The following is an 18,651-nucleotide window of genomic DNA, read 5'->3' on the forward strand; positions in this document are numbered from 1 at the left end:
CCGACGCTACGCATCCTCTGCCCGGGGCTCCAGCAGAGCTCACCCACCGGGCGCCGCAGGCGCGGGAAGGGCTGACCGGCGCCGGTCCCACAGCGCACCGCCGACCACCGCGCCGATGCCGACCACCGCGCCGATCGCGGTCTCCAGCACGCGCGCCTGCAGCAGCGGGCCGACGGGCTGCGGGTGCGCCAGCTGCACCATCAGCAGGGCCAGCGGCGTGATGAACAGCAGCGCGAAGGAGTAGTTGCGCAGCACGTACATCTCGGCGAGGAACTGCAGCACGATCACCCACACCACCAGCTGCCACGCTTCGACAGGGAACGACAGCAGGAACGCCGTGGTCAGGATGCCCCCGGTGGTGCCGACGATGCGATGCAGCCCGCGCTCGACCTGCAGGGTGCGCCCGAGGCCCGACATCGGCACGATGGCCGCGATCTGCGCCCAGTACGGGAAGGGGAGACCCGAGGCGAGGCCCAGCGCGCCGGCGATCATCGCGACCCCCGCGTAGCGGCCGACCTCGGTGGCCAGCTGCGCGCGCGTCCAGGTCCGCGACGTCTGGCTGTGGTTCGCGCCGGGATGCCGCTCGCCTGCCCAATGCCCGAGCAGGCCCAGCACCACGCACGCGGCGGCGGACGCGCCCGCGATCAGGGCTGCCACCCAGATCGGGGCTGCCGGCGGGGCAGAGGCGATCGCCGCCACGGCGAACAGCGGGAACACCGCGCCACCGGGCTTGATGCCGCGGGAGGAGATCAGGGCGGCGGCGAGTCCCGCGACCACGGCAGCGACCACCAGGGCGATCCACGACTCCGCGAGCGGGGAGATGTGCTCACCGAGCTGCGCGAGGGCCGCGCCGATGCTCACGCACACGGTGAGCATCGCCCCGACCAGCGCCTGCCGCCGGAACCGCACCCTGGTGGGCTCGTACCGCGAGTAGATACCGGTGAACGCCCCGAAGCCCGCATACATCGCCCAGGAGACGTGCCCGGTGACCAGCAGGATCGTCAGCGGGATCGCCAGGCCCACCGCGATGCGGAGCGCGGGGATGTGGTCCACGCGGCTGGGGGCGAGACTCACGAGCCGCTGCATCGAACTGCGGATCCGGGTGGACGCTGCGGGCACGGAGCTCCTTCCGGGGCGGCGCCGCGGGCCGGGCCGCGGACCGTCCCTGCACTGGTGGCGGTGGTCGACGGGGGCGCGGCCGGGCGCAGTGCCGGTCGCGTTCTCTCGAGCGACCGGGAGCGCCGGGGCGTCCACGGGGAGAGCGCGCCGCGAGGCGCGCCCTCCCAGGGTATTGCCGGAAACGCGGCAGGTCACCCCCTGATCTGCTCACACCCGTGGGAGACTGCTGGTCACTCCTGCTGCATCCTCGTCGTCCGGCCGCGGCCGGCCCTCCTCCTCCGGAGCCGACATGACATCCCCTGACAGCACCGCCGCTCCCGCCCCCGTCGGCGGCGCCGGCGTCATCGAGACCACCGGTATCGAGATCATCGCGGAATCCGAGCGGACGGCGAAGCCGCGCGATCTGATCTGGCCCTGGTTCGCCGCGAACGTCTCCGTGTTCGGCATGAGCTACGGCTCGTACCTCCTCGGCTTCGGCATCAGCTTCGTCCAGGCCACGGTCGTCGCGATCCTCGGCATCATCATCAGCTTCCTGCTGTGCGGCCTGGTCGCGATCGCCGGCAAGCGCGGCAGCGCACCGACGATGGTGCTCTCCCGGGCGGCCTTCGGGGTGCACGGTCAGAAGGTGCCCGGCATCGTCTCCTGGCTGACCTCGATCGGCTGGGAGACCTCGCTCGCGATCTCCGCGGTGCTCGCCACCGCCACCGTGTTCGACGTGCTGGGTCTGGCCTCCGGGCAGGCTGTCACCGTGATCGCCGCGATCCTCATCGCCGCTCTGATCGTCACCGCGAGCGTGCTCGGCTATCACACGATCATGAAGCTGCAGTCGATCCTGACCTGGGCGACCGGTGCCATGACCATCGTGTTCATGATCCTCACGATCCCTCACATCGACCTCGCCGCCGTGCTCTCCGCGCCGTCCGGCTCGCCGCAGGCGATGATCGGCGCGCTGGTGATGGTGATGACCGGCTTCGGGCTGGGCTGGATCAACATCGCCGCCGACTGGTCGCGGTACCAGAAGCGCTCCGCCTCCGACGCTTCCATCGTCGCGTGGAACACCGTGGGCGGCGCGGCGGCCCCCGTGGTGCTGGTGATCTTCGGGCTGCTGCTGGCGGGCTCCGACGAGGCCCTGCGCGGCGCGATCGAGGGCGACCCGATCGGCGCCCTGACCACGATCCTGCCGCTGTGGGCGCTGATCCCCTTCTGGATCGTCGCGGTGCTGACCCTGGTCTCCGGCGCCGTGCTGGGCATCTACTCCTCGGGCCTGACCTTGATCAGCCTGGGCATCAACATCCCCCGCCCGGCGGCCGCCGCGGTCGACGGGCTGATCCTGACCGCCGGCACCATCTGGGTGGCGTTCTTCGCGACCAGCTTCATCGGGCCGTTCCAGAGCTTCCTGATCACCCTCGGCGTGCCGATCGCGGCGTGGGCCGGCATCCTCATCGCCGACATCCTCACCCGCCGCGCCGACTATGACGAGAAGGCCCTGTTCGATCCGCGTGGGCGGTACGGCGCCGTGGACTGGACCTCGGTGATCACCATGGTGGTCGCCTCCGTGCTCGGCTGGGGCCTGGTGGTGAACTCCTTCGCCGACGCCGCCCCGTGGAACAACTGGCAGGGCTATCTGCTGCAGCCGCTGGGCCTGGGCACCTTCGTGGACGACCCGGCCGGGGCGTACTGGGACGGGAACTGGGCGTACTCCAACATCGGGGTGCTGCTCGCGCTGGTGCTCGGGTTCGTGGTCACGATGATCGCGCGGCGCGGGACGATCCGTCGGCAGGAGCAGGGCTGACACGAAAGCAGACCATCGGGGCGTACCTCCGCACCGCTTCGAGGACAGCCTCTGTCCTCTTAGACTTCTAGCGTGCAGGTATGACATCGATGAGCACTGATCCCCATCTGTTCCCCACCGCTCGCCCCGTGGTCCTGGTTCCCGGGCACTGGCTCGGCGGCTGGGCCTGGGACGAGGTCGTCCGGCACCTCGCGGCCGACGGCGTCCCGGCCTCGGCGGTGACCCTGCCCGGCATGGATCCCGAGGATCCCGACCGCGCGTCCCGCGGGCTCGAGGATCAGGCGGTCCACCTCGAGCATCTCGTGGCAGAGCTCGCCGCGGCATCCGGACCGGTGGTACTCGTCGCGCACAGTGGTGGGAACCTCCCGGTGATGCGCGTCCTCGGGCGCAGACCAGAACTGGTGGCCCATGTCGTCTGGGTGGACAGCGGCCCCCAGGCCGACGGCACCATCGGCGCCCCGGACCTGCCTGCCGACGTCGCCGAGTCGCCCCTTCCTCCCTACGACGAGCTCGGTCAGCAGGCGAGCCTCGACGGTCTCACCGCGCAGCAGCTCCAGCGCTTCCGGGAGCGGGCCGTGCCGCAACCCGCTGCGGTGCTGCGGGAGGCGTTGCGGCTCGCCGGGGACGGGTGGCGTGATCTGCCGGCGACGATGGTGTGCTGCTCGCTGACCTCGCAGGACGTGCAGTCCATGGCGGAGCAGGGCCATCCGATGATGGCTCCTGTCACCGCCGTGCGGGATCTCGAGCTCGTGGATCTGCCCACGGGGCACTGGCCGCAGTGGAGCAGGCCCGACGACCTCGCAGCCCTGCTCGTCGAGCGCGCGCGACGCGCCGCCGCCCGCGGCTGATCAGCGATCCGCCGGGCCGCAGCTCACACGAGGGCCGGCACGCCCTGGAGGGAGCCCGGCCCGGACTCCTCGGCCACCAGGTCCCGCAGCGCCCGTCGCCCATCGGCCACGGCCCCGGCGATCGGCGTCTCGCGGCGCCACACGACATGGACCCAGCGCTCGATCCTCGGCTCGACGATCGGCAGGACCGCTGTGGCCTCGCCGACGCCGACGAGCCCCAGCCGCGGGAGGATGGTGGCGCCGAGTCCACGATCGACCATCTCGAGCGCCGTGCGGTAGTCGTGCGCCTGGTGCCGGAAGGTCATGTCCAGGCCCGAGACGCGGCACGCATCGAGGAAGATCTGTCGGCACCGACCGTCCGAGGTCGAGAAATCGTCGTTGTCGATCCAGGGCAGCGCGGTGAGGTCCTCCAGGGTCACGGATCCTCGTGCGGCCAGGGGGTGTGCCCGCGGGACCGCTGCGAGAAAGGGGTCCCCCAGCAGCAGCTCGGATCCCAGCGATGCAGGCACGACCAGCTCCCGCTCACCGGAGACCACGAGCTGGAGGTCCTGGCCGGTCTCGACGACGCCTCCGGCGGTCAGCTCGAGACGCACGGAGAGGCTCGGATGCACGAACTCGAGATACGCCACGAGGTCCGCGATCCAGTGCGCCCCGGCGCTGGAGAAGTATCCGATGACCAGGCGCTCGGAGCGCTCGGCGCGCAGGTCCGTCGCCCGGTCCTCCAGGGACCCGAGTGCCTCGAAGACCTTCTCGGCCTCGACCAGCAGCTCCTTCCCGACCGGGGTGAGCTCCAGACGACGGCCCACCCGGGTGAAGAGCTCGAGCCCGAGATCGTGCTCGAGTGCTCGGATCTGCTGGCTGATCGACGACGGGGCCGTGCCCAACCGCGCGCCCGCGCCGCGAACGCTGCCGGCGAGCGCCGTGGACCGGAAGTACTGCAGCTGCTTCAGGTCGCGCATGGGAGCGACTGTACTCCCGCGCCGCACACCTGTGCGTGTTTCTGGGCTTGGAGAGAACAGCTCCGCGCCCCACCATGGTCCTGTGTCCACCGTGCCGATCCGCTCCGCCCACCCCGCGCTGCCCTGGCTCGCCGCTCTTGCGGTGATGCTCATGTGGGCGTCCTCGTTCATCGTGATCCGCATCGGCGGTGCCGATTTCTCCCCCGGTGCGATGTCCTTGCTGCGCACCGGGGCGGCCGCCGTCGCCCTGCTCCCGCTCCTCGTCATCGGGCGGGTGCGCCCGCCCAGGACCCCGCGACTGTGGCTCGCGGTGATCGTCTGGGGAATCGCCTGGTTCGCCGCATACACGATCGTGCTGAACGCGACGGAGCTGCTGCTCGACGCCGCCACGACATCGATGCTGGTCAACGTCGCCCCACTCATCGTGGCCGTGGCCTCGGGGCTGCTCCTCGGGGAGGGGATCTCGGTGCGACTGATCGCAGGCATGCTCGTCGCCCTCGGCGGGATCGCTCTGATCACCGTGGCCACCTCGACCGGACATGTCTCCGGCATCGGCCTGCTGCTCGGGCTGCTCGCCGCCATGCTGTACGCCGGGAGCGTCCTGGCCCAGAAGCCGCTGCTGTCCCACGTCGACTCGACCTCCATGACCGTCGTGGGAATCTCCGCAGGATTCCTCGCGTGCCTCCCGTTCGCGTCGCAGTTGATGTCCGATCTCGGCTCCGCGCCGACGAGCTCCGTGGTCGCCGTCGTGTACATGGGGGTGTTCCCCACGGCCCTCGCCTTCCTGCTGTGGGGGTACGCGCTGACGCGCACGCCGGCCGGCGTGCTGACCTCCTCCTCGCTCATCGTCCCCGGAATCACCGTCGTCCTCGCGTGGATCCAGCTCGGGGAGGTGCCCCCGGCGCTGGCCGCTGCCGGCGGCGCGCTGTGCCTGGTCGGCGCGGGGTTCGCCGTCGCACCGAATGTGCTCGCCGCTCTGCGCGGGTCGCAGCCGGACCTGAAGGTGCCCGCAGCGGCACCGGAGGACCGTAAGGTGCGGCCATGAGTACTGACCCCGGCCCGGAATCCGGGGCCTCGCCCTGGCTGCTGGTCATCGACCCCCAACGGATCTTCGCCGATCCAGCATCCGATTGGGCCTCCCCGTTCTTCCCGGCGGCGATGACGCACATCGCAGCTCTCGCGGCGCAGGTCGGCCCCGAACGCACTCTGGTCACCCGCTGGCTGCCCACCGCCGACCGAGCGACCGCCTGGGGGGACTATTTCGCCGCCTGGCCGTTCGCCGACGTTCCCGCCACCGATCCGCTGTACGAGCTGGTCGGCGCGGCCCGGGACCTGTCTGTCCACCCCACGGTCGACGAGCCGACCTTCGGGAAGTGGGGCCCGCAGCTCGCTGCGCGGATCGGCGCGGCCCCCGGCTCACGTCCGCACCTTCTGGTCACGGGCGTCTCCACCGACTGCTGCGTGATCTCGACAGTGCTCGCCGCGGCCGATGCGGGTGTGCGGGTCACCGTGGTCACCGACGCCTGTGCGGCGTCGACCGCGCAGAACGCCGCCGCGGCCCTGCACGCGATGAGCCTGTTCCCCCCGCAGGTGGACCTGCGCTCGAGCGGGGAGATCCTCGACGATTGGACGGGGACGGCACCGGTCGGGACCTCGGAGACGGGCACTGCTGGCGACGAATGATCCGATCACCGCGCTCGCGGCCGGGAAGCAGGGCCTGTGCAGGCACTGCGGTGGGTGCTGTTGCTGGTGGCGGCGGGTGGTGCTCAGCAGAGGCAATGCCTCAGCGCGAAGCACGGAACCGCCACACCACGTCTTACGCGATGGTCTTCGAGACGCCGGCATCGACGACCCAGTTGGCGCCGTGGACGCTGGCCGCGAGCGGCGAGACGAGATAGGCGATCGTGGTCGCGATCTCACGCGGCTCGATGAATCGGTCGGTGAGCATTCCCATCTGCGACGGAAGAGCAGCGATCAGCTCCTCCTGCGTGACGCCCATCGCCTGCGCGAGGTCAGCGCCGAAGCTCTGCTCGCCTTCCCACAGGGCAGTTCGGGTCGACGACGGTGACACGGTGGTGAACCGCACCCCCTGCGGGCCGAATTCCTCGGACAAGCCCTTCGTCACGGCGTTCAGGGCCGCCTTCGCCGCGCCGTACGGCAGGGGTGCGGTGTGGGGCCTGCGAGCACTGTCGGACGAGACGTTCACGACGGTTCCCCGCGAAGCCAGCAGGGCGGGCAGAGCTGCACGCGTGGTCCGCACGGCCGCGAAGAGGTTCAGGTCGAACGTGGATGACCATGCGTGATCGGGGACGTCGAGGAATCCCGCTCCGGGAGCGCCCGCGTCGCCGCCGCCGACATTGTTGACGAGGATGTCCAGCGTTCCCACGGCCTCGAGTGCCTCGGCCACGATCCGGGCCGGGACATCGGGCTGCGACAGGTCGCCGATCAGGGACACCGCCCCGGTCTCGGCGAGTTCTGGCGTGACGGTGCGCGAGGCGGTCACGACGGTGACTCCTTCCTCCTGGAGGACACGCACGACCTCCAGACCCATTCCTTTGCTCGCACCGGTGACAAGTGCAGTCCTGCCCGAGAGCTGGAGATCCATGATGTCCTCTTTCCGTGAGGTCGGCCGTGCGCCGACGACATAACTGCAACACGAATGACGCAGTTACGTCAAGAGGTGGGACTGTACAATCCTCCCTATGCCCGAAAATCACCTGAGCCCTCCACGGCCCCTCCGTGCCGACGCCGAGAACTCGATCGCGCGCATCCTCGAGGCGGCAGAGCACGTGTTCGCAGCCGACCCCACGGCGAGCCTCGCAGCCGTGGCCACAGCTGCCGGCGTCGCGCGCACGACCGTGCACCGTCGTTTCTCCTCGAGGGAGGACCTGCGAGATGCCCTCGTCGACGTGGTCAATGCGAAGCTGCGCGAAGCCATCGCCGGCGCGAACGTCGATACGGCGCCCCCACTGGTCGCCCTGTACCAGCTGACCGTTGCCACGCTCGACCTCAAGGTCGACTGGCGAGCGTCCTGGCAGTTCGTCGATCTCGGCAGCGAGAGTGCTCGAGGTATCGACCCCGACAACATCGCCGCGCTCGATTCCCTCCTGCAGCGCTCCCTCGATGTCGGACTCCTGCGCCCCGGCGTCGACATACGGTGGGCGCGCACCGTGTACATGGCCTTGATCCACGAGGCGGCGACCGCACGGCCCGACGGCGATGCTGCCGCTCAGTGGGCGAACCTCATCATGCAGACCCTGCTCGGGGGCATCGGCAGCACCGAGCACGACCTCGAGCTCTACACGTCGACGAGCTGACCTCGGGGTCAGGGTGGGAAGCTGGGTCCATGGCCTCGTCACTGATCACCGTCGGACACGGCACGCTGTCGCGGACCGAGCTCGCCGAGCTGCTGCGCGGCGCGGAGGTCGAGCAGCTCGTGGACGTGCGCCGTTTCCCCGGCTCGCGAGCCAATGACGCCGCCGCTCGAGGGGCGGTCGAGGAGATCTGCGCCGAAGCCGGCATCAGCTACCGCTGGGATGAACGGCTGGGCGGGAGGCGCCGGCTCACCAAGGGCGAGGACGCCGCGTCCCCGGACACGTGGTGGCGGGTCCGGCAGTTCCGCGCCTACGCCGGCTGGACCCGCAGCGAGGACTTCCGGGCCGGGATCGAGGATCTGCGCGCCGATGTGGCCCGCACCCGCACGGCGGTCATGTGCTCGGAGTCGGTGTGGTGGCGCTGCCACCGCCGTCTCATCGCCGACGTCATGCTGCTCGAGCACGAGGTCACGGTGGAGGATCTGATGCCCGCCGGCCAGCTTCGCGCTCACGAACCGAGCGGAGGAGCGCGGCTCGACGACGACGACCACGTGGTGTGGGACGGAACCGACCACGATTGAGGTCACGGTGGGGCGCAGCTGGGACGAGGCGTACCGCGGAAATCCGGTGGCCGCCGCGCCGACCACGCCCTACCGTCGGACCATGCACTCCCCCACACACCTCCCGCGGCTCCCCCGCACCGCCCTGCTCACCGGCGTGGGCCGTCGTCGCGGCATCGGTGCCGCGATCGCCCGTGGGCTCGCCGAGGACGGCTTCGACCTGGCCCTGAACTTCTTCGACGACTACGACCGCCGCGTGCATGACGAGCCCTCGGACGTCGAGCTGCTCGCGCAGGAGCTGCGCGAGAGTGGCCGCCGCGTCGAACTGATCCCCGGCGATCTCTCGGACCCGGCCGTGCCGCCCGCTGTCGTCGACTCCGCCGGCGCCGCGCTGGGACCGCTCGGCGTGCTCGTCACCTGCCATTGCGAGTCGGTGGACTCCTCGATCCTGGACACCACCGTGGAGAGTTTCGATCGTCACTACGCGGTCAACGTGCGCGCCACCTGGCTGCTGCTGAAGGCCTTCGCCGAGCAGGTCGAGCCCGGCACCGAAACTGGCACTGCCACCGCAGGCGGCGCGATGGTCGCGCTGACCAGCGACCACACCGTGCACAACCTCCCCTACGGCGCGACCAAGGGAGCGCTGGACCGCCTGGTGCTGGCCGGCACCCACGAGCTCGCCGACCGCGGGGTGCGCACCAACGTCCTCAATCCCGGTCCGATCGACACCGGGTGGATGACCGAGGAGATCCGTGCCTCCGGCGCGGCCGCGACCCCGGCCGGGGAGCTCGGCGGCCCAGGCACCGTGTCGGACCTGGTGCGCTTCCTCGTCTCGGAGCAGGGTGCGTGGATCCGCGGCCAGCTGCTCTACTCCAACGGAGGGTTCGCCTCCCCTGCCCTGTGAGGCATCACCGGAGCCTCGAACGTCGCCGGTCAGCCGTCCTCGGCATCGTGCGTCCGCACGGTCCCGCAGCGCCAGCAGGGCACGCTCTGGTCCTGCGCGCCGTCCCCCTCGGGCACGGCGCCGCACTCCGGGCACAGCAGACCGATCCAGCACGCTGCCTCACCAGCCGGGCCGGCCGGGTCGACGTCCTCGTCCACCGGTGACTCCTCACGTCGATTCCACCTGGTTCCGCCCTCACGACTGTACGCCGCGCTCCGCCCGCACCGACGGCAGCAGATGCCCGCGCCGGGACGCGAGGACGAGCAGCACGATCCCCACACCGAGCCCCAGCAGCACGCTGATCAGCGAACCCTCGATGCCCATGGACCCACCGGTCAGCCACGTGGGCCCGTCCACCTCGGCGACGAGCAGTCCGTGCTGCGCCCCCGTGCCGGAGACGGTCGAGGAGAACATGCCTGCCTGCACCGCGTTCCAGGCGATGTGGATCCCGATCGCGAGCCAGAGCCGTCGGGTCAGGAGGTAGGCGGCTCCCAGCAGGACCCCTGCCTCGATCACGAGCCCTAGTGCCGTCAGGATGGACGCCCCGTCATTGGTCAGGTGCACCAGCCCGAACAGCACCGAGGTGATCGCGAGCGCCGCCCAGCTGCCCATCCACGCCTCGAGCACACGCAGCAGGATCCCGCGGAACAGGACCTCCTCGATGACCCCGGCGCCGATACCGATCGCGAGTGGTACCAGCAGCTGCGGGGACTCCGCGAACCCCGTGACGCGATAGCCGCCCAGCAGCGCGATCAGACCCACGCTGAGGGAGATCAGCGCGGCACCGATCGCCAGCCCCAGCCCCAGCTCGGCTGCCTTTCCCCTGCCCCGCAGGGCGAGTCCGGGGCTGCGGCCGATCGGACCGACGATGACGAGGAACCCGCCGAGGGCGACGGCCGCTCCGACGCACGCACCGAGCAGGAGCGCCCACGCTGCGGGACCCTCCGCGGAGGAGCCTCCGGAGACTGCGGTGCCGAGGCGGGTCACAGCCATCGCCACCACCTCGGCGACGACGAACAGGACGATGCCGAGCAGCAGTTGCCACCAGCGACGGCGGTCGCTGCGGTCGACGGGATCGACGCTGTCGATTCGGGGGGCTTCGTGGATTCGGGTGGCGCGAGGTGTGCTCATGCCTCAGAGCATGAGCCGTGGTGAGCAGGCTGTCACCAGCTCCGGACGGATTGTCGGGGCAGCCTCCCATCGCCGGTGCGGCGAGCTGGACCGTGAGGCGGTCCGGCTCTCGCGATTCACCGAGAGGCCGCCGCAGCCCCTGCGGCGGCGAAGACCTCACCGAGCGCCCGGATACCGGTCTCGATCTGCTCATCGGTGGAGTTCGTGAAGTTCAGGCGCAGAGTCCTGCTGCCGTCACCGTGGGCGAAGAAGGGTTGTCCGGGAACGTAGGCGACCTTGGCCTCGACAGCCGTGGCCAGCAGGGCACCGGTGTCCAGGGCCCCGCCATCCCCCGGCGGCAGGTCGACCCAGGTGAACATGCCGCCCTCAGGGTCGCTCACTCCCGTGCCCGACGGGAAGTGCCGGGCCAGGGCATCGGACATGACGGCGGCGCGGTGGCCATAGGTCCCTCGCACGCGCGCGATCTGCTGCGGCAGCACGGTCTCCACGAGCGCGTGGACGATCATCTGGTTCAGGCTCGGCGAGTGGAGATCGGCCGCCTGCTTGGCGAGCACCAGTCTCTCGATCACGTGCTGCGGCCCCTGCACCCAGGCGTCGCGCAGGCCGGGAGCAAGGATCTTCGAGAAGGTGCCCAGGTGCACGACGTGCGAGTCGTCCAGGTTCTCGGCCTGCTCGCGGGCCAGTTCGAACAAGGTGGGGAGCTCCGGCCCGCGGAAGCGCAGCTCGTTGTAGGGGCCGTCCTCGATCACGGTGACGCCATGGCGCCGTGTCACCTCGAGCAGCGCCCGTCGCCGGTCGAGCGTCAGCGTGCGACCGGTCGGGTTCTGGAACGACGGGATCGTGTAGAGCAGCTTCGCAGGCGTCCGGTCGAGCAGCTCGGCGAGGGCTTCGGGGACGATGCCCTCCGCATCGGTCGCGACCTCGACGAATCGCGCACCGTAGGGGCTGAAGGCCTGGAGGGCCCCGAGGTATGTGGGCCGCTCGACCAGGACCACGTCGCCGGGGTCGATCAGAACGCGACCCAGGAGGTCCAGGCCCTGCTGGCTGCCCGAGGTGATCTGCACGCGGTCCGCCGTGGTGCCCCCGCGCGCCGCGATCCACTCCCGCAGCGGGAGATGCCCCTCGGTGGACGAGTACTGCAGCACTTCGCGGCCGCTCTCGACGAGGATCCGGTCGGTCGCGGCACGGATCTCCTCGACCGGGAACAGCTCCGGGGCCGGCAGCCCGCCTGCGAAGGAGATGACGTCCGGCTGCTGGGTGACGGTGAGGATCTCTCGGATGGCGCTCGACGTCATCCGCCGGGCCGCGGCGCTGAGGGGGATCATCCACGAAAGCGTACTCAGCTCGCGGGCGCCCCGAAGGGCCGTCTCATTCCGTCGTGCGACGTCGTCGGCCGCCCACCGCTGGACATGATCCGGGGCGTCGCAGAGAACGGGTGATGCCCCCTCTGCCGACTCGTGCTCGTGCGGGCGCGCCGATCCGAGTCAGCGCTCGAGGCGGGCGTCGATCCCGTCGAGGATCATCTGCAGCCCGAACTCATAGGCCGCCCGAATGCTGGTCACCGCCTGATACTCCGTCCCCACCGCGGTGCCGACGCGCCCGGAGATCGGGTAGGCACCCGCCGGCATGACCTGCTCGAGCACGGGAGCGCTGGCCTCCCACCATTCGAGGTCGCTCTGCCCGGAGTTCTCGATGGCCCGCAGCGACTCGAGGTGGCGTCGCGCCGCCGCCGAGGCATGGGTCTCGATCACGCCGATGGTGTGGTCCATGGAGATGTCGTCGAGCCCGCTGCCCTCGATCGCGAGCAGCTCGGCCTCGTAGCGGTCCGAGACGCCCGGGCCGATCCACGGCCGGTGACTCTGGGCGTCCAGGAGCCACGGGTGCCGGTGGTACTCGTCCCACAGCAGGTCCGACAGGGTGCACAGCCGTTCGCGCACACTGCCGTCCCAGCTCGGGAGCGGGGAGCGAGCGATCGTCTCGTCGACCATCAACCCGATCAGTGCGCCCCGATCCGGCACGTAGGTGTACAGCGACATCGCGGAGAGGCCGACGCTCTGGGCAACCTTGCGCACGGAGACGGCCGCGAGCCCCTCGGCATCGGCCAGCTCGATACCGGCGGCGACGATCTGGTCGATGCTGACCTTCTGCCGCGGCCCCCTGCTGCCCCGCGGGCTGCCCAACTGGCGTCTCCACAGCAGCTGCAGCACGCGCGTCACCTCGCTCATGCCCCCGGAAGGAGTACTCGTCATCTCGGCCATAGGCGCACCCTACTCCGTATGGTGTACGGTTCAGCTCCTACTTCGTACGGTGTAGAGACTTGGAGAGCAGATGGAACGGATGAGACAGGACCGCGCCGCGCACGGCGGTGCGGCGATCAGGGCGCACGGGGTGCACAAGCACTACGGATCGATCGCGGCGCTGGACGGCTTCGACCTCGAGGTCGCCACGGGAACGATCCACGGCCTGCTGGGACCCAACGGCGCCGGGAAGTCCACCGCGGTGGGGGCATTGACCACGCTTCTGGACATCGACTCCGGCACGGCGGAGGTGGCCGGGGCCGACGTCCGCACCCAGGGCGCGCAGGTAAGGCGCCGGATCGGGCTGGTCGGGCAGCAGCCCGCCGTCGATGAGATCCTCGGTGCGCACGAGAACCTCGTGATGTTCGGGATGCTGCACGGAGCGGGTCGCCGCGAGGCGCATCGTCGGGCCGACGAGCTGCTCGAGCTGTTCGGACTCGCCGATGCCGCACAGCGGGCGGTCTCGACGTTCTCGGGAGGGATGCGTCGGAGGCTGGACATCGCCGCCGGCATGATCGCCGAACCGCAGGTGCTGTTCCTGGACGAGCCGACCACGGGCCTGGACCCCCGTGGCCGCCTCGACGTCTGGGCCGCGGTCACCGCGATCGCCGCGCGCGGGACCACGGTGCTGCTGACCACGCAGTACCTCGAGGAGGCCGATCTGCTGGCGGGAACCATCTCGATCATGCGCTCCGGGCGGGTCATCGCCGAGGGGAGCCCGCGCGAGCTCAAGGGTCGACGCGGAGGCGACCGGGTGGAGGTCACCGTCCCGGTCGGCGACAGCGCCTCGCACGTGGCGGCGACGCTCACCGCCCCCGATGGACAAGCCCCCACCACCGACGAGGAGGCGGGCCTCGTCACGGTCCCCGCCCCGCACGGCGCCCCGGACCTGATCGACGTGGTGCGACGGCTCGATGCCGCCGGGATCACGCCCGACGACCTGGCCCTGCGCCGACCGACCCTGGACGAGGTCTTCCTCGCCCTCACCGAGGAGGAGACCCGATGACCGTCCTTCGCGAAGGCCTCATCATCGCCGAGCGCGATCTGCGCCATTGGCGGCGCCAGCCCTGGACCCCGGTGATGAACCTGGCGTTCACCATCATGCTGCTGCTGATGTTCGCCGTGATCCTCGGCGGCTCCATCCAACTGCCCGGAGGAGGCGAGTACATCTCCTACCTGCTCCCGGGCATGCTCGCGGTGACCATGCTGTTCGGTCTCGAGGCAACCATGACTGCAATGGCCACGGACGCGAAGAAGGGAGTGACCGACCGCTTCCGATCGCTGCCGATCTCCTCCCCCGCGGTGGCCCTGGGTCGAGTGGGCGCGGATATGACCACGGCCCTCGTCGAACTTGCCGTGCTGTTCGGTGGCGGCCTCGCGATCGGATGGCGGATCACCGGATCCGCGAGCGCCGCCGTGCTCGCCGTGCTGCTGCTCCTGTGGCTGCGCCTGGCGATGCTGTGGGTGGGGATCTTCCTGGGCCTGACCCTGGGGCGCACAGAGGGGGCGACCATGGCGGTGCAGGCCCTGGTGTGGCCGGCCGGATTCCTGTCCACGGCCTTCGTCTCCCCCGAGTTCATGCCGGGATGGCTGGGGTGGATCTCGACCCTGAACCCGCTCTCCGCCACGGCAACGGCGATCCGCGGTCTCTTCGGCAACCCGACCGGGATGACCACCGGATGGCTCGCCGAGCACGCCCTGCTCGCCGCGGTGACGTGGCCGGCGGTCCTGCTGGTGGTGTTCGTGCCGCTGTCCGCGAGGGCGTACCGGCGGCTGCGCCGGTGAGATCGTCGTCGCCCCCGGGGCAGAACCGATCAGTGGCTCTGCCCCGGGGGCGACGACATCCGGCCCTCGACCTCTACTTCTCGGAGCGCCCTCAGATCCCGCGACGCAGGGCGAAGACTCCGCCGTGGTCGAGCACGGCCCAGGCCTTCTTGGTGCGGGGATCCACGCCGTAGGTGCCGACCTCGTGGCCCTCGCGGTAGGCGCCCTTGACGAACTCCTTGGTGCCCGCGTGATTCCTGTCCACGGCATTGACCCAGCGGCCGCTGTCGGTGCGCTGGGCCAGCCCGTAGCTGCCGTCCGCGCGGAAGGTGCGGGCATCGCCGGTGAGCTCGAGGACGAAGCGGTCCCCCTGGCCGGTCTCGTCCTGGTCAGGCAGCTGCCCGGTGAGCTCCTCGTCGTGCAGTGCGATGTTGTGGTGCATCCCCCGGAGGTGGAGACGGTGGGAGGCGTCCCCGGCCTGCGCGGGCTCCCAGCCGGTGACGATGCGCCGGGACATGACGCGCCCGGCGTAGTCGGTCAGCTCGGAGGTGTTCGTCCCGTCGATGATCGAGGCGGTGGAGCCCTCGAACTCGTCGGTCACCGCGGTGTACTGCTCACCGGGGGCGACCACGAAGCTCGCGCCGTTCAGCGAGGTGCCCCAGCTCTCGCGCCAGGACCAGCCGGTCTCCGGCGGGGTCGCGGAGAGGGACGCCGGGCCGTAGTCGACGCCCGTGCTCATGGAGAAGAAGTCGACACTCAGGTTCGGGCCGTCGACGGTGATGACGTAGTGGGTCAGCGTCCACAGCTCCTCGGCGAGGACCGTCTCGGACGGCCCGCCGTAGGTGTCGGCGATCGCGGGACGATCAGGCGTGTAGAACTTCGAACTGTCCGAGCCCGCGATCAGCTGCTCGACGCTGTGCCTGCCGTCGGCGCTGGTGATGACGGAGCGCTTGTGGTGGTGGTCGTGCCCGCCCCAGACGAAGGCGACGCCGCCCTCGTCGCAGATCCGCAGGAAACGATCGACGCCATCCGGGTTGTCAGAGGGGTCCGAGCCGAACAAGCAATCAACATGGTTGCCGCCGACGAGGTTCTTGTGGGCGGCGATGATGCAGTGCATGCCCTCGCCGCGGCTCATCACGCGCTCCTCGATCCAGTCGAGCTGGTCCAGGATGTTGTCCCCCGTCGAGCCCGAGCCGTCGGGGCGGGTGAACTGGTCCAGCATGATGATCCGGACGTTCTTCACGTCGAAGGAGTACGACAGTCCCGCGAGCAGATCGGACGGGGAGGAGAAGTCCGTGGCGCCGCCCAGCGGGTTCTCGCCCTCGCCGAGGTGCTGGGGGAAGACCTGCGGCAGCTCCTGGGCGGCGGTCTGCGAGGACTCGTGGTTGCCGCGCAGGGTGTAGAAGCCGATCCCGGCGTCGTACAGGGGCTGGACGAGCTCGCCCTTGATCGGAAGGGTGCGCACGTCGGGGCGATCGTTGTACCGGTCGTCCTCCACGTCGACGTTGTCGCCGACCTGGATCAGGAAGGCGACACCCTGCTCGATCATGCGCTCGTCGATCAGCCGCTGGAGGCCTCCGGCGATGGAGCCGGGGTTCTCCCCGTCGGCGTCGGCACCCCACTGGGTGTCGCACATCAGGCCGAAGGTCCAGGCCTCGTCCGAGACAGGAACCGTCGGAGCGGCCGGAGCCGCGGAGGCCGAGGCGGCGAACGCGCCCGCACCGGCGCCGATCGCACCGACGCCGATCGGCAGTCGCAGGACGGTGCGTCGGTCCATAGGGGACGGGACAGGCATGAGGTCTCCTCATCGGGGCAGCTGGACGTGAACGATCACGCCCGAGGCTAGGCACCTCCCCTCTCGGGCAGCTGGCCCCCGCCCCAACAGCGGGTGACCATCACGCGGACTGCGGGCGAACCCGCGGGCCGCCCCGACGTCACTCGTCCGAGGAGGACTCACTCTCGGCCTTCTGCTCGGAGTGGTCGGAGTGCTTCGGTGGAACAGGAGCGGGGCAACGGTCGCGGTCGCCATGGATACCACGATCACCGTCAGCGAGAGCCGGATCGGCACCTCGGGGATCTTCTCCAGTATCGAGAAGCCGGGTAGGAACTCGATCAGCGTCCACAGCTCCTCGCCCAGGACCGTCTCGGACGGCCCGCCGTAGGTGTCGGCGATCGCAGGACGATCGGGCGTGTAGAAGTTCGAGCTGTCCGAGCCCGCGATCAGTTGCTCGACGCTGTACCGGCCGTCGACGACGGGTGCGGCAGGGCACACCCGGACTATCGCGGTACGCACTGCCGAGGGAGGATCGGCACCGGGGCGTGAGAACCCTCGCATCCGGTCCTGGCCGGGGTCCGATAGAGTTCGTACTGGCAACGGGGGAGTATCCGCCACGCTGCACACGTCATCACGAGGACTGACGAAGGTTCTCCGAGTGCAGTGGCCTGTCGAGCGACTCGACAGGTGGAGAGACCCGGGTCCATCACGCGACCCAGGAAAGCAGGAACATGACTGTCTCCCCCCTGATCTGGATCCTCACGATCGTGCTGATCCTGGGGCTTCTGGCCTTCGACTACTTCTTCCATGTGCGCAAGGCGCATATCCCCACCATCGGCGAAGCAGCGGTCTGGTCCTCGATCTACGTCGGCATCGCCCTGCTGTTCGGCGTCGCCGTCCTGGTCTTCGGCGGCACGGTCATGGGCACCGAGTACTTTGCTGGGTACGTCACCGAGAAGGCCCTCTCGGTCGACAACCTCTTCGTGTTCCTCATCATCATCGGTGCCTTCGCGGTGCCCCGTGAGGATCAGCAGAAGGTGCTGCTGTTCGGCATCACCTTCGCGATCATCGCCCGCTCGGGCATGATCGCGATCGGCGCCGCAGCGATCGAACTCCTCTCCTTCACCTTCTACATCTTCGGCGCCATTCTCCTGGTCACCGCTGGCAAAATGCTCCTCGACGAGTTGCGCAGCGGGGGCGACGACGGTGAGGAGGAGCAGAAGGACAGCTTCTTCGTCCGCGTGGTCAAGAAGGTCCTGCCGGCGAGCGACGAGTACGACGGCGACAAGCTGTTCACCATCGAGAACGGCAAGCGCGTCCTCACCCCGATGCTGCTGGTCATGATCGCTATCGGCGGCACCGACCTGCTGTTCGCCCTGGACTCGATCCCGGCGATCTTCGGCCTCACCCAGAACACCTTCATCGTGTTCACCGCGACGGCCTTCTCACTGCTGGGCCTGCGCCAGCTGTACTTCCTCATCGACGGACTGCTCGACCGCCTGGTCTACCTCTCCTACGGCCTGTCGATCATCCTCGCCTTCATCGGCGTGAAGCTCGTCCTGCATGCGCTGCACACCAACGAACTCCCGTTCATCAATGGCGGCGAGCCCTTCAACGTGTCCGAGGTCTCCACGCCGGTGTCGCTGACCGTGATCCTCGGCGTCCTGATCCTCACAGTGCTGTGGTCGCTGCTGTCGCCGAAGGGGCGGGCCCAGGCGGCCGTCAACAACGCGCACCGCGAGGCCCTCGCCTACGTGGAGATGACCTATGCGGCCTTCGAGGCCAAGCGCGACACGATGTACGAACGCATGATCGAGCACGAGAAGATCGTGGACGGCCTGCCCGCGAGATTCCAGGACATGGTCGTCGCCGAGAAGAACGTGCGTGAGCTGCTCGCGGACGCCCACAAGGTCCATGACACGCGTGTCAGCTTCAATGAGCGCAGCGAGCGCTCCGACAAGCAGCCCGAGGGCCTCGTCGTCACCCGGGCCGACGGCACCGTCTCGACCGACCCCAACGGCAATGTCACCACCGTCGCGGAGGAGGAGGCCGCTCTCGCCGAGAAGGAGGCCAAGCACCGCGAGCGCGAAGCAGCTCGCACCGCGTTCAAGGCTTAAGCCCCGGCCGTCTCGCAGAAGGCGCTCCCCGGA

The 18,651-nt window shown here is 69.8% G+C and carries 19 protein-coding genes; 10 read left to right on the forward strand and 9 right to left on the reverse strand.

What is annotated here, in order from left to right:
* Positions 1–39: 39 nt before the first annotated feature.
* Positions 40–1,119 carry an FUSC family protein gene (locus INT51_RS03180; RefSeq protein WP_193103754.1) on the reverse strand — a complete coding sequence of 360 codons (1,080 nt, stop codon included), beginning with the start codon at positions 1,117–1,119 and terminating at the stop codon, positions 40–42.
* Positions 1,120–1,408: 289 nt separating this feature from the next.
* On the opposite strand from INT51_RS03180, the gene INT51_RS03185 reads away from it, so the two are divergent.
* On the forward strand, positions 1,409–2,911 hold the full coding sequence (locus INT51_RS03185; protein ID WP_193103755.1) for a cytosine permease: 1,503 nt from the start codon (positions 1,409–1,411) through the stop codon (positions 2,909–2,911).
* A gap of 89 nt (positions 2,912–3,000) precedes the next feature.
* Complete coding sequence (locus tag INT51_RS03190) at positions 3,001–3,759, forward strand: alpha/beta fold hydrolase (protein ID WP_193103756.1); 759 nt, start codon at positions 3,001–3,003, stop codon at positions 3,757–3,759.
* A gap of 23 nt (positions 3,760–3,782) precedes the next feature.
* Here INT51_RS03190 and INT51_RS03195 read toward each other — a convergent pair whose 3' ends face one another.
* Positions 3,783–4,718, reverse strand: coding sequence for a LysR family transcriptional regulator (locus INT51_RS03195; protein WP_193103757.1), 936 nt, complete (start codon positions 4,716–4,718; stop codon positions 3,783–3,785).
* Positions 4,719–4,800: 82 nt separating this feature from the next.
* Between INT51_RS03195 and INT51_RS03200 the strand changes: the two genes are divergently transcribed.
* Positions 4,801–5,763: a DMT family transporter gene (locus tag INT51_RS03200; RefSeq protein WP_304502063.1), complete on the forward strand. Its 963-nt coding sequence runs from the start codon at positions 4,801–4,803 to the stop codon at positions 5,761–5,763.
* The gene (locus INT51_RS03205; protein WP_193103759.1) at positions 5,760–6,401 is read left to right on the forward strand and encodes a cysteine hydrolase family protein; all 642 of its coding nucleotides are present in this window, start codon (positions 5,760–5,762) and stop codon (positions 6,399–6,401) included. Before INT51_RS03200 ends, INT51_RS03205 begins: the two co-directional genes overlap by 4 nt.
* 133 nt (positions 6,402–6,534) lie before the next feature.
* On the opposite strand, the gene INT51_RS03210 is transcribed toward INT51_RS03205, so the two are convergent.
* Positions 6,535–7,323 (reverse strand): SDR family oxidoreductase, encoded by a 789-nt coding sequence (locus INT51_RS03210; protein ID WP_193103760.1) that lies wholly within the window; start codon positions 7,321–7,323, stop codon positions 6,535–6,537.
* A gap of 97 nt (positions 7,324–7,420) precedes the next feature.
* Here INT51_RS03210 and INT51_RS03215 point away from each other — a divergent pair, with 97 nt between their 5' ends.
* From INT51_RS03215 to INT51_RS03225, 3 genes are all read left to right on the forward strand, one after another.
* Positions 7,421–8,035 carry a TetR/AcrR family transcriptional regulator gene (locus tag INT51_RS03215; protein ID WP_193103761.1) on the forward strand — a complete coding sequence of 205 codons (615 nt, stop codon included), beginning with the start codon at positions 7,421–7,423 and terminating at the stop codon, positions 8,033–8,035.
* A gap of 29 nt (positions 8,036–8,064) precedes the next feature.
* Positions 8,065–8,613 carry a DUF488 family protein gene (locus INT51_RS03220; RefSeq protein WP_193103762.1) on the forward strand — a complete coding sequence of 183 codons (549 nt, stop codon included), beginning with the start codon at positions 8,065–8,067 and terminating at the stop codon, positions 8,611–8,613.
* Between the two features lie 82 nt (positions 8,614–8,695).
* Positions 8,696–9,496 carry an SDR family oxidoreductase gene (locus INT51_RS03225; RefSeq protein ID WP_193103763.1) on the forward strand — a complete coding sequence of 267 codons (801 nt, stop codon included), beginning with the start codon at positions 8,696–8,698 and terminating at the stop codon, positions 9,494–9,496.
* 29 nt (positions 9,497–9,525) lie between these two features.
* Here INT51_RS03225 and INT51_RS03230 read toward each other — a convergent pair whose 3' ends face one another.
* The 4 genes from INT51_RS03230 to INT51_RS03245 form a co-directional block, all read right to left on the reverse strand.
* Positions 9,526–9,693, reverse strand: coding sequence for a hypothetical protein (locus tag INT51_RS03230; protein ID WP_193103764.1), 168 nt, complete (start codon positions 9,691–9,693; stop codon positions 9,526–9,528).
* 37 nt (positions 9,694–9,730) lie between these two features.
* Complete coding sequence (locus INT51_RS03235) at positions 9,731–10,666, reverse strand: CPBP family intramembrane glutamic endopeptidase (RefSeq protein WP_193103765.1); 936 nt, start codon at positions 10,664–10,666, stop codon at positions 9,731–9,733.
* Between the two features lie 116 nt (positions 10,667–10,782).
* The gene (locus tag INT51_RS03240) at positions 10,783–11,991 is read right to left on the reverse strand and encodes a PLP-dependent aminotransferase family protein (protein WP_193103766.1); all 1,209 of its coding nucleotides are present in this window, start codon (positions 11,989–11,991) and stop codon (positions 10,783–10,785) included.
* A 159-nt stretch (positions 11,992–12,150) separates the two neighbouring features.
* A complete protein-coding gene (locus INT51_RS03245) occupies positions 12,151–12,924 on the reverse strand; it encodes a TetR/AcrR family transcriptional regulator (protein ID WP_226831898.1) in 774 nt (257 codons plus the stop codon).
* Positions 12,925–12,994: 70 nt separating this feature from the next.
* Between INT51_RS03245 and INT51_RS03250 the strand changes: the two genes are divergently transcribed.
* Together INT51_RS03250 and INT51_RS03255 are read left to right on the forward strand one after the other, a co-directional pair.
* Positions 12,995–13,969, forward strand: coding sequence for an ATP-binding cassette domain-containing protein (locus tag INT51_RS03250; RefSeq protein WP_226831899.1), 975 nt, complete (start codon positions 12,995–12,997; stop codon positions 13,967–13,969).
* Positions 13,966–14,748, forward strand: coding sequence for an ABC transporter permease (locus INT51_RS03255; RefSeq protein ID WP_193103767.1), 783 nt, complete (start codon positions 13,966–13,968; stop codon positions 14,746–14,748). The genes INT51_RS03250 and INT51_RS03255 overlap by 4 nt, the downstream gene beginning before the upstream one ends.
* A 91-nt stretch (positions 14,749–14,839) precedes the next feature.
* Here the strand turns inward: INT51_RS03255 and INT51_RS03260 are convergent, their stop codons facing one another.
* Entirely contained in the window at positions 14,840–16,522 is a 1,683-nt protein-coding gene (locus INT51_RS03260) for a metallophosphoesterase (RefSeq protein WP_193103768.1), read from the reverse strand.
* A gap of 9 nt (positions 16,523–16,531) precedes the next feature.
* Entirely contained in the window at positions 16,532–17,020 is a 489-nt protein-coding gene (locus INT51_RS03265; protein ID WP_193103769.1) for a hypothetical protein, read from the reverse strand.
* Between the two features lie 212 nt (positions 17,021–17,232).
* Between INT51_RS03265 and INT51_RS03270 the strand changes: the two genes are divergently transcribed.
* The gene (locus INT51_RS03270) at positions 17,233–18,618 is read left to right on the forward strand and encodes a TerC family protein (RefSeq protein WP_193103770.1); all 1,386 of its coding nucleotides are present in this window, start codon (positions 17,233–17,235) and stop codon (positions 18,616–18,618) included.
* The last annotated feature ends 33 nt before the right edge of the window (positions 18,619–18,651 follow it).

The organism is Brachybacterium sp. FME24 (assembly GCF_014897705.1).
Taxonomy (GTDB): domain Bacteria; phylum Actinomycetota; class Actinomycetes; order Actinomycetales; family Dermabacteraceae; genus Brachybacterium.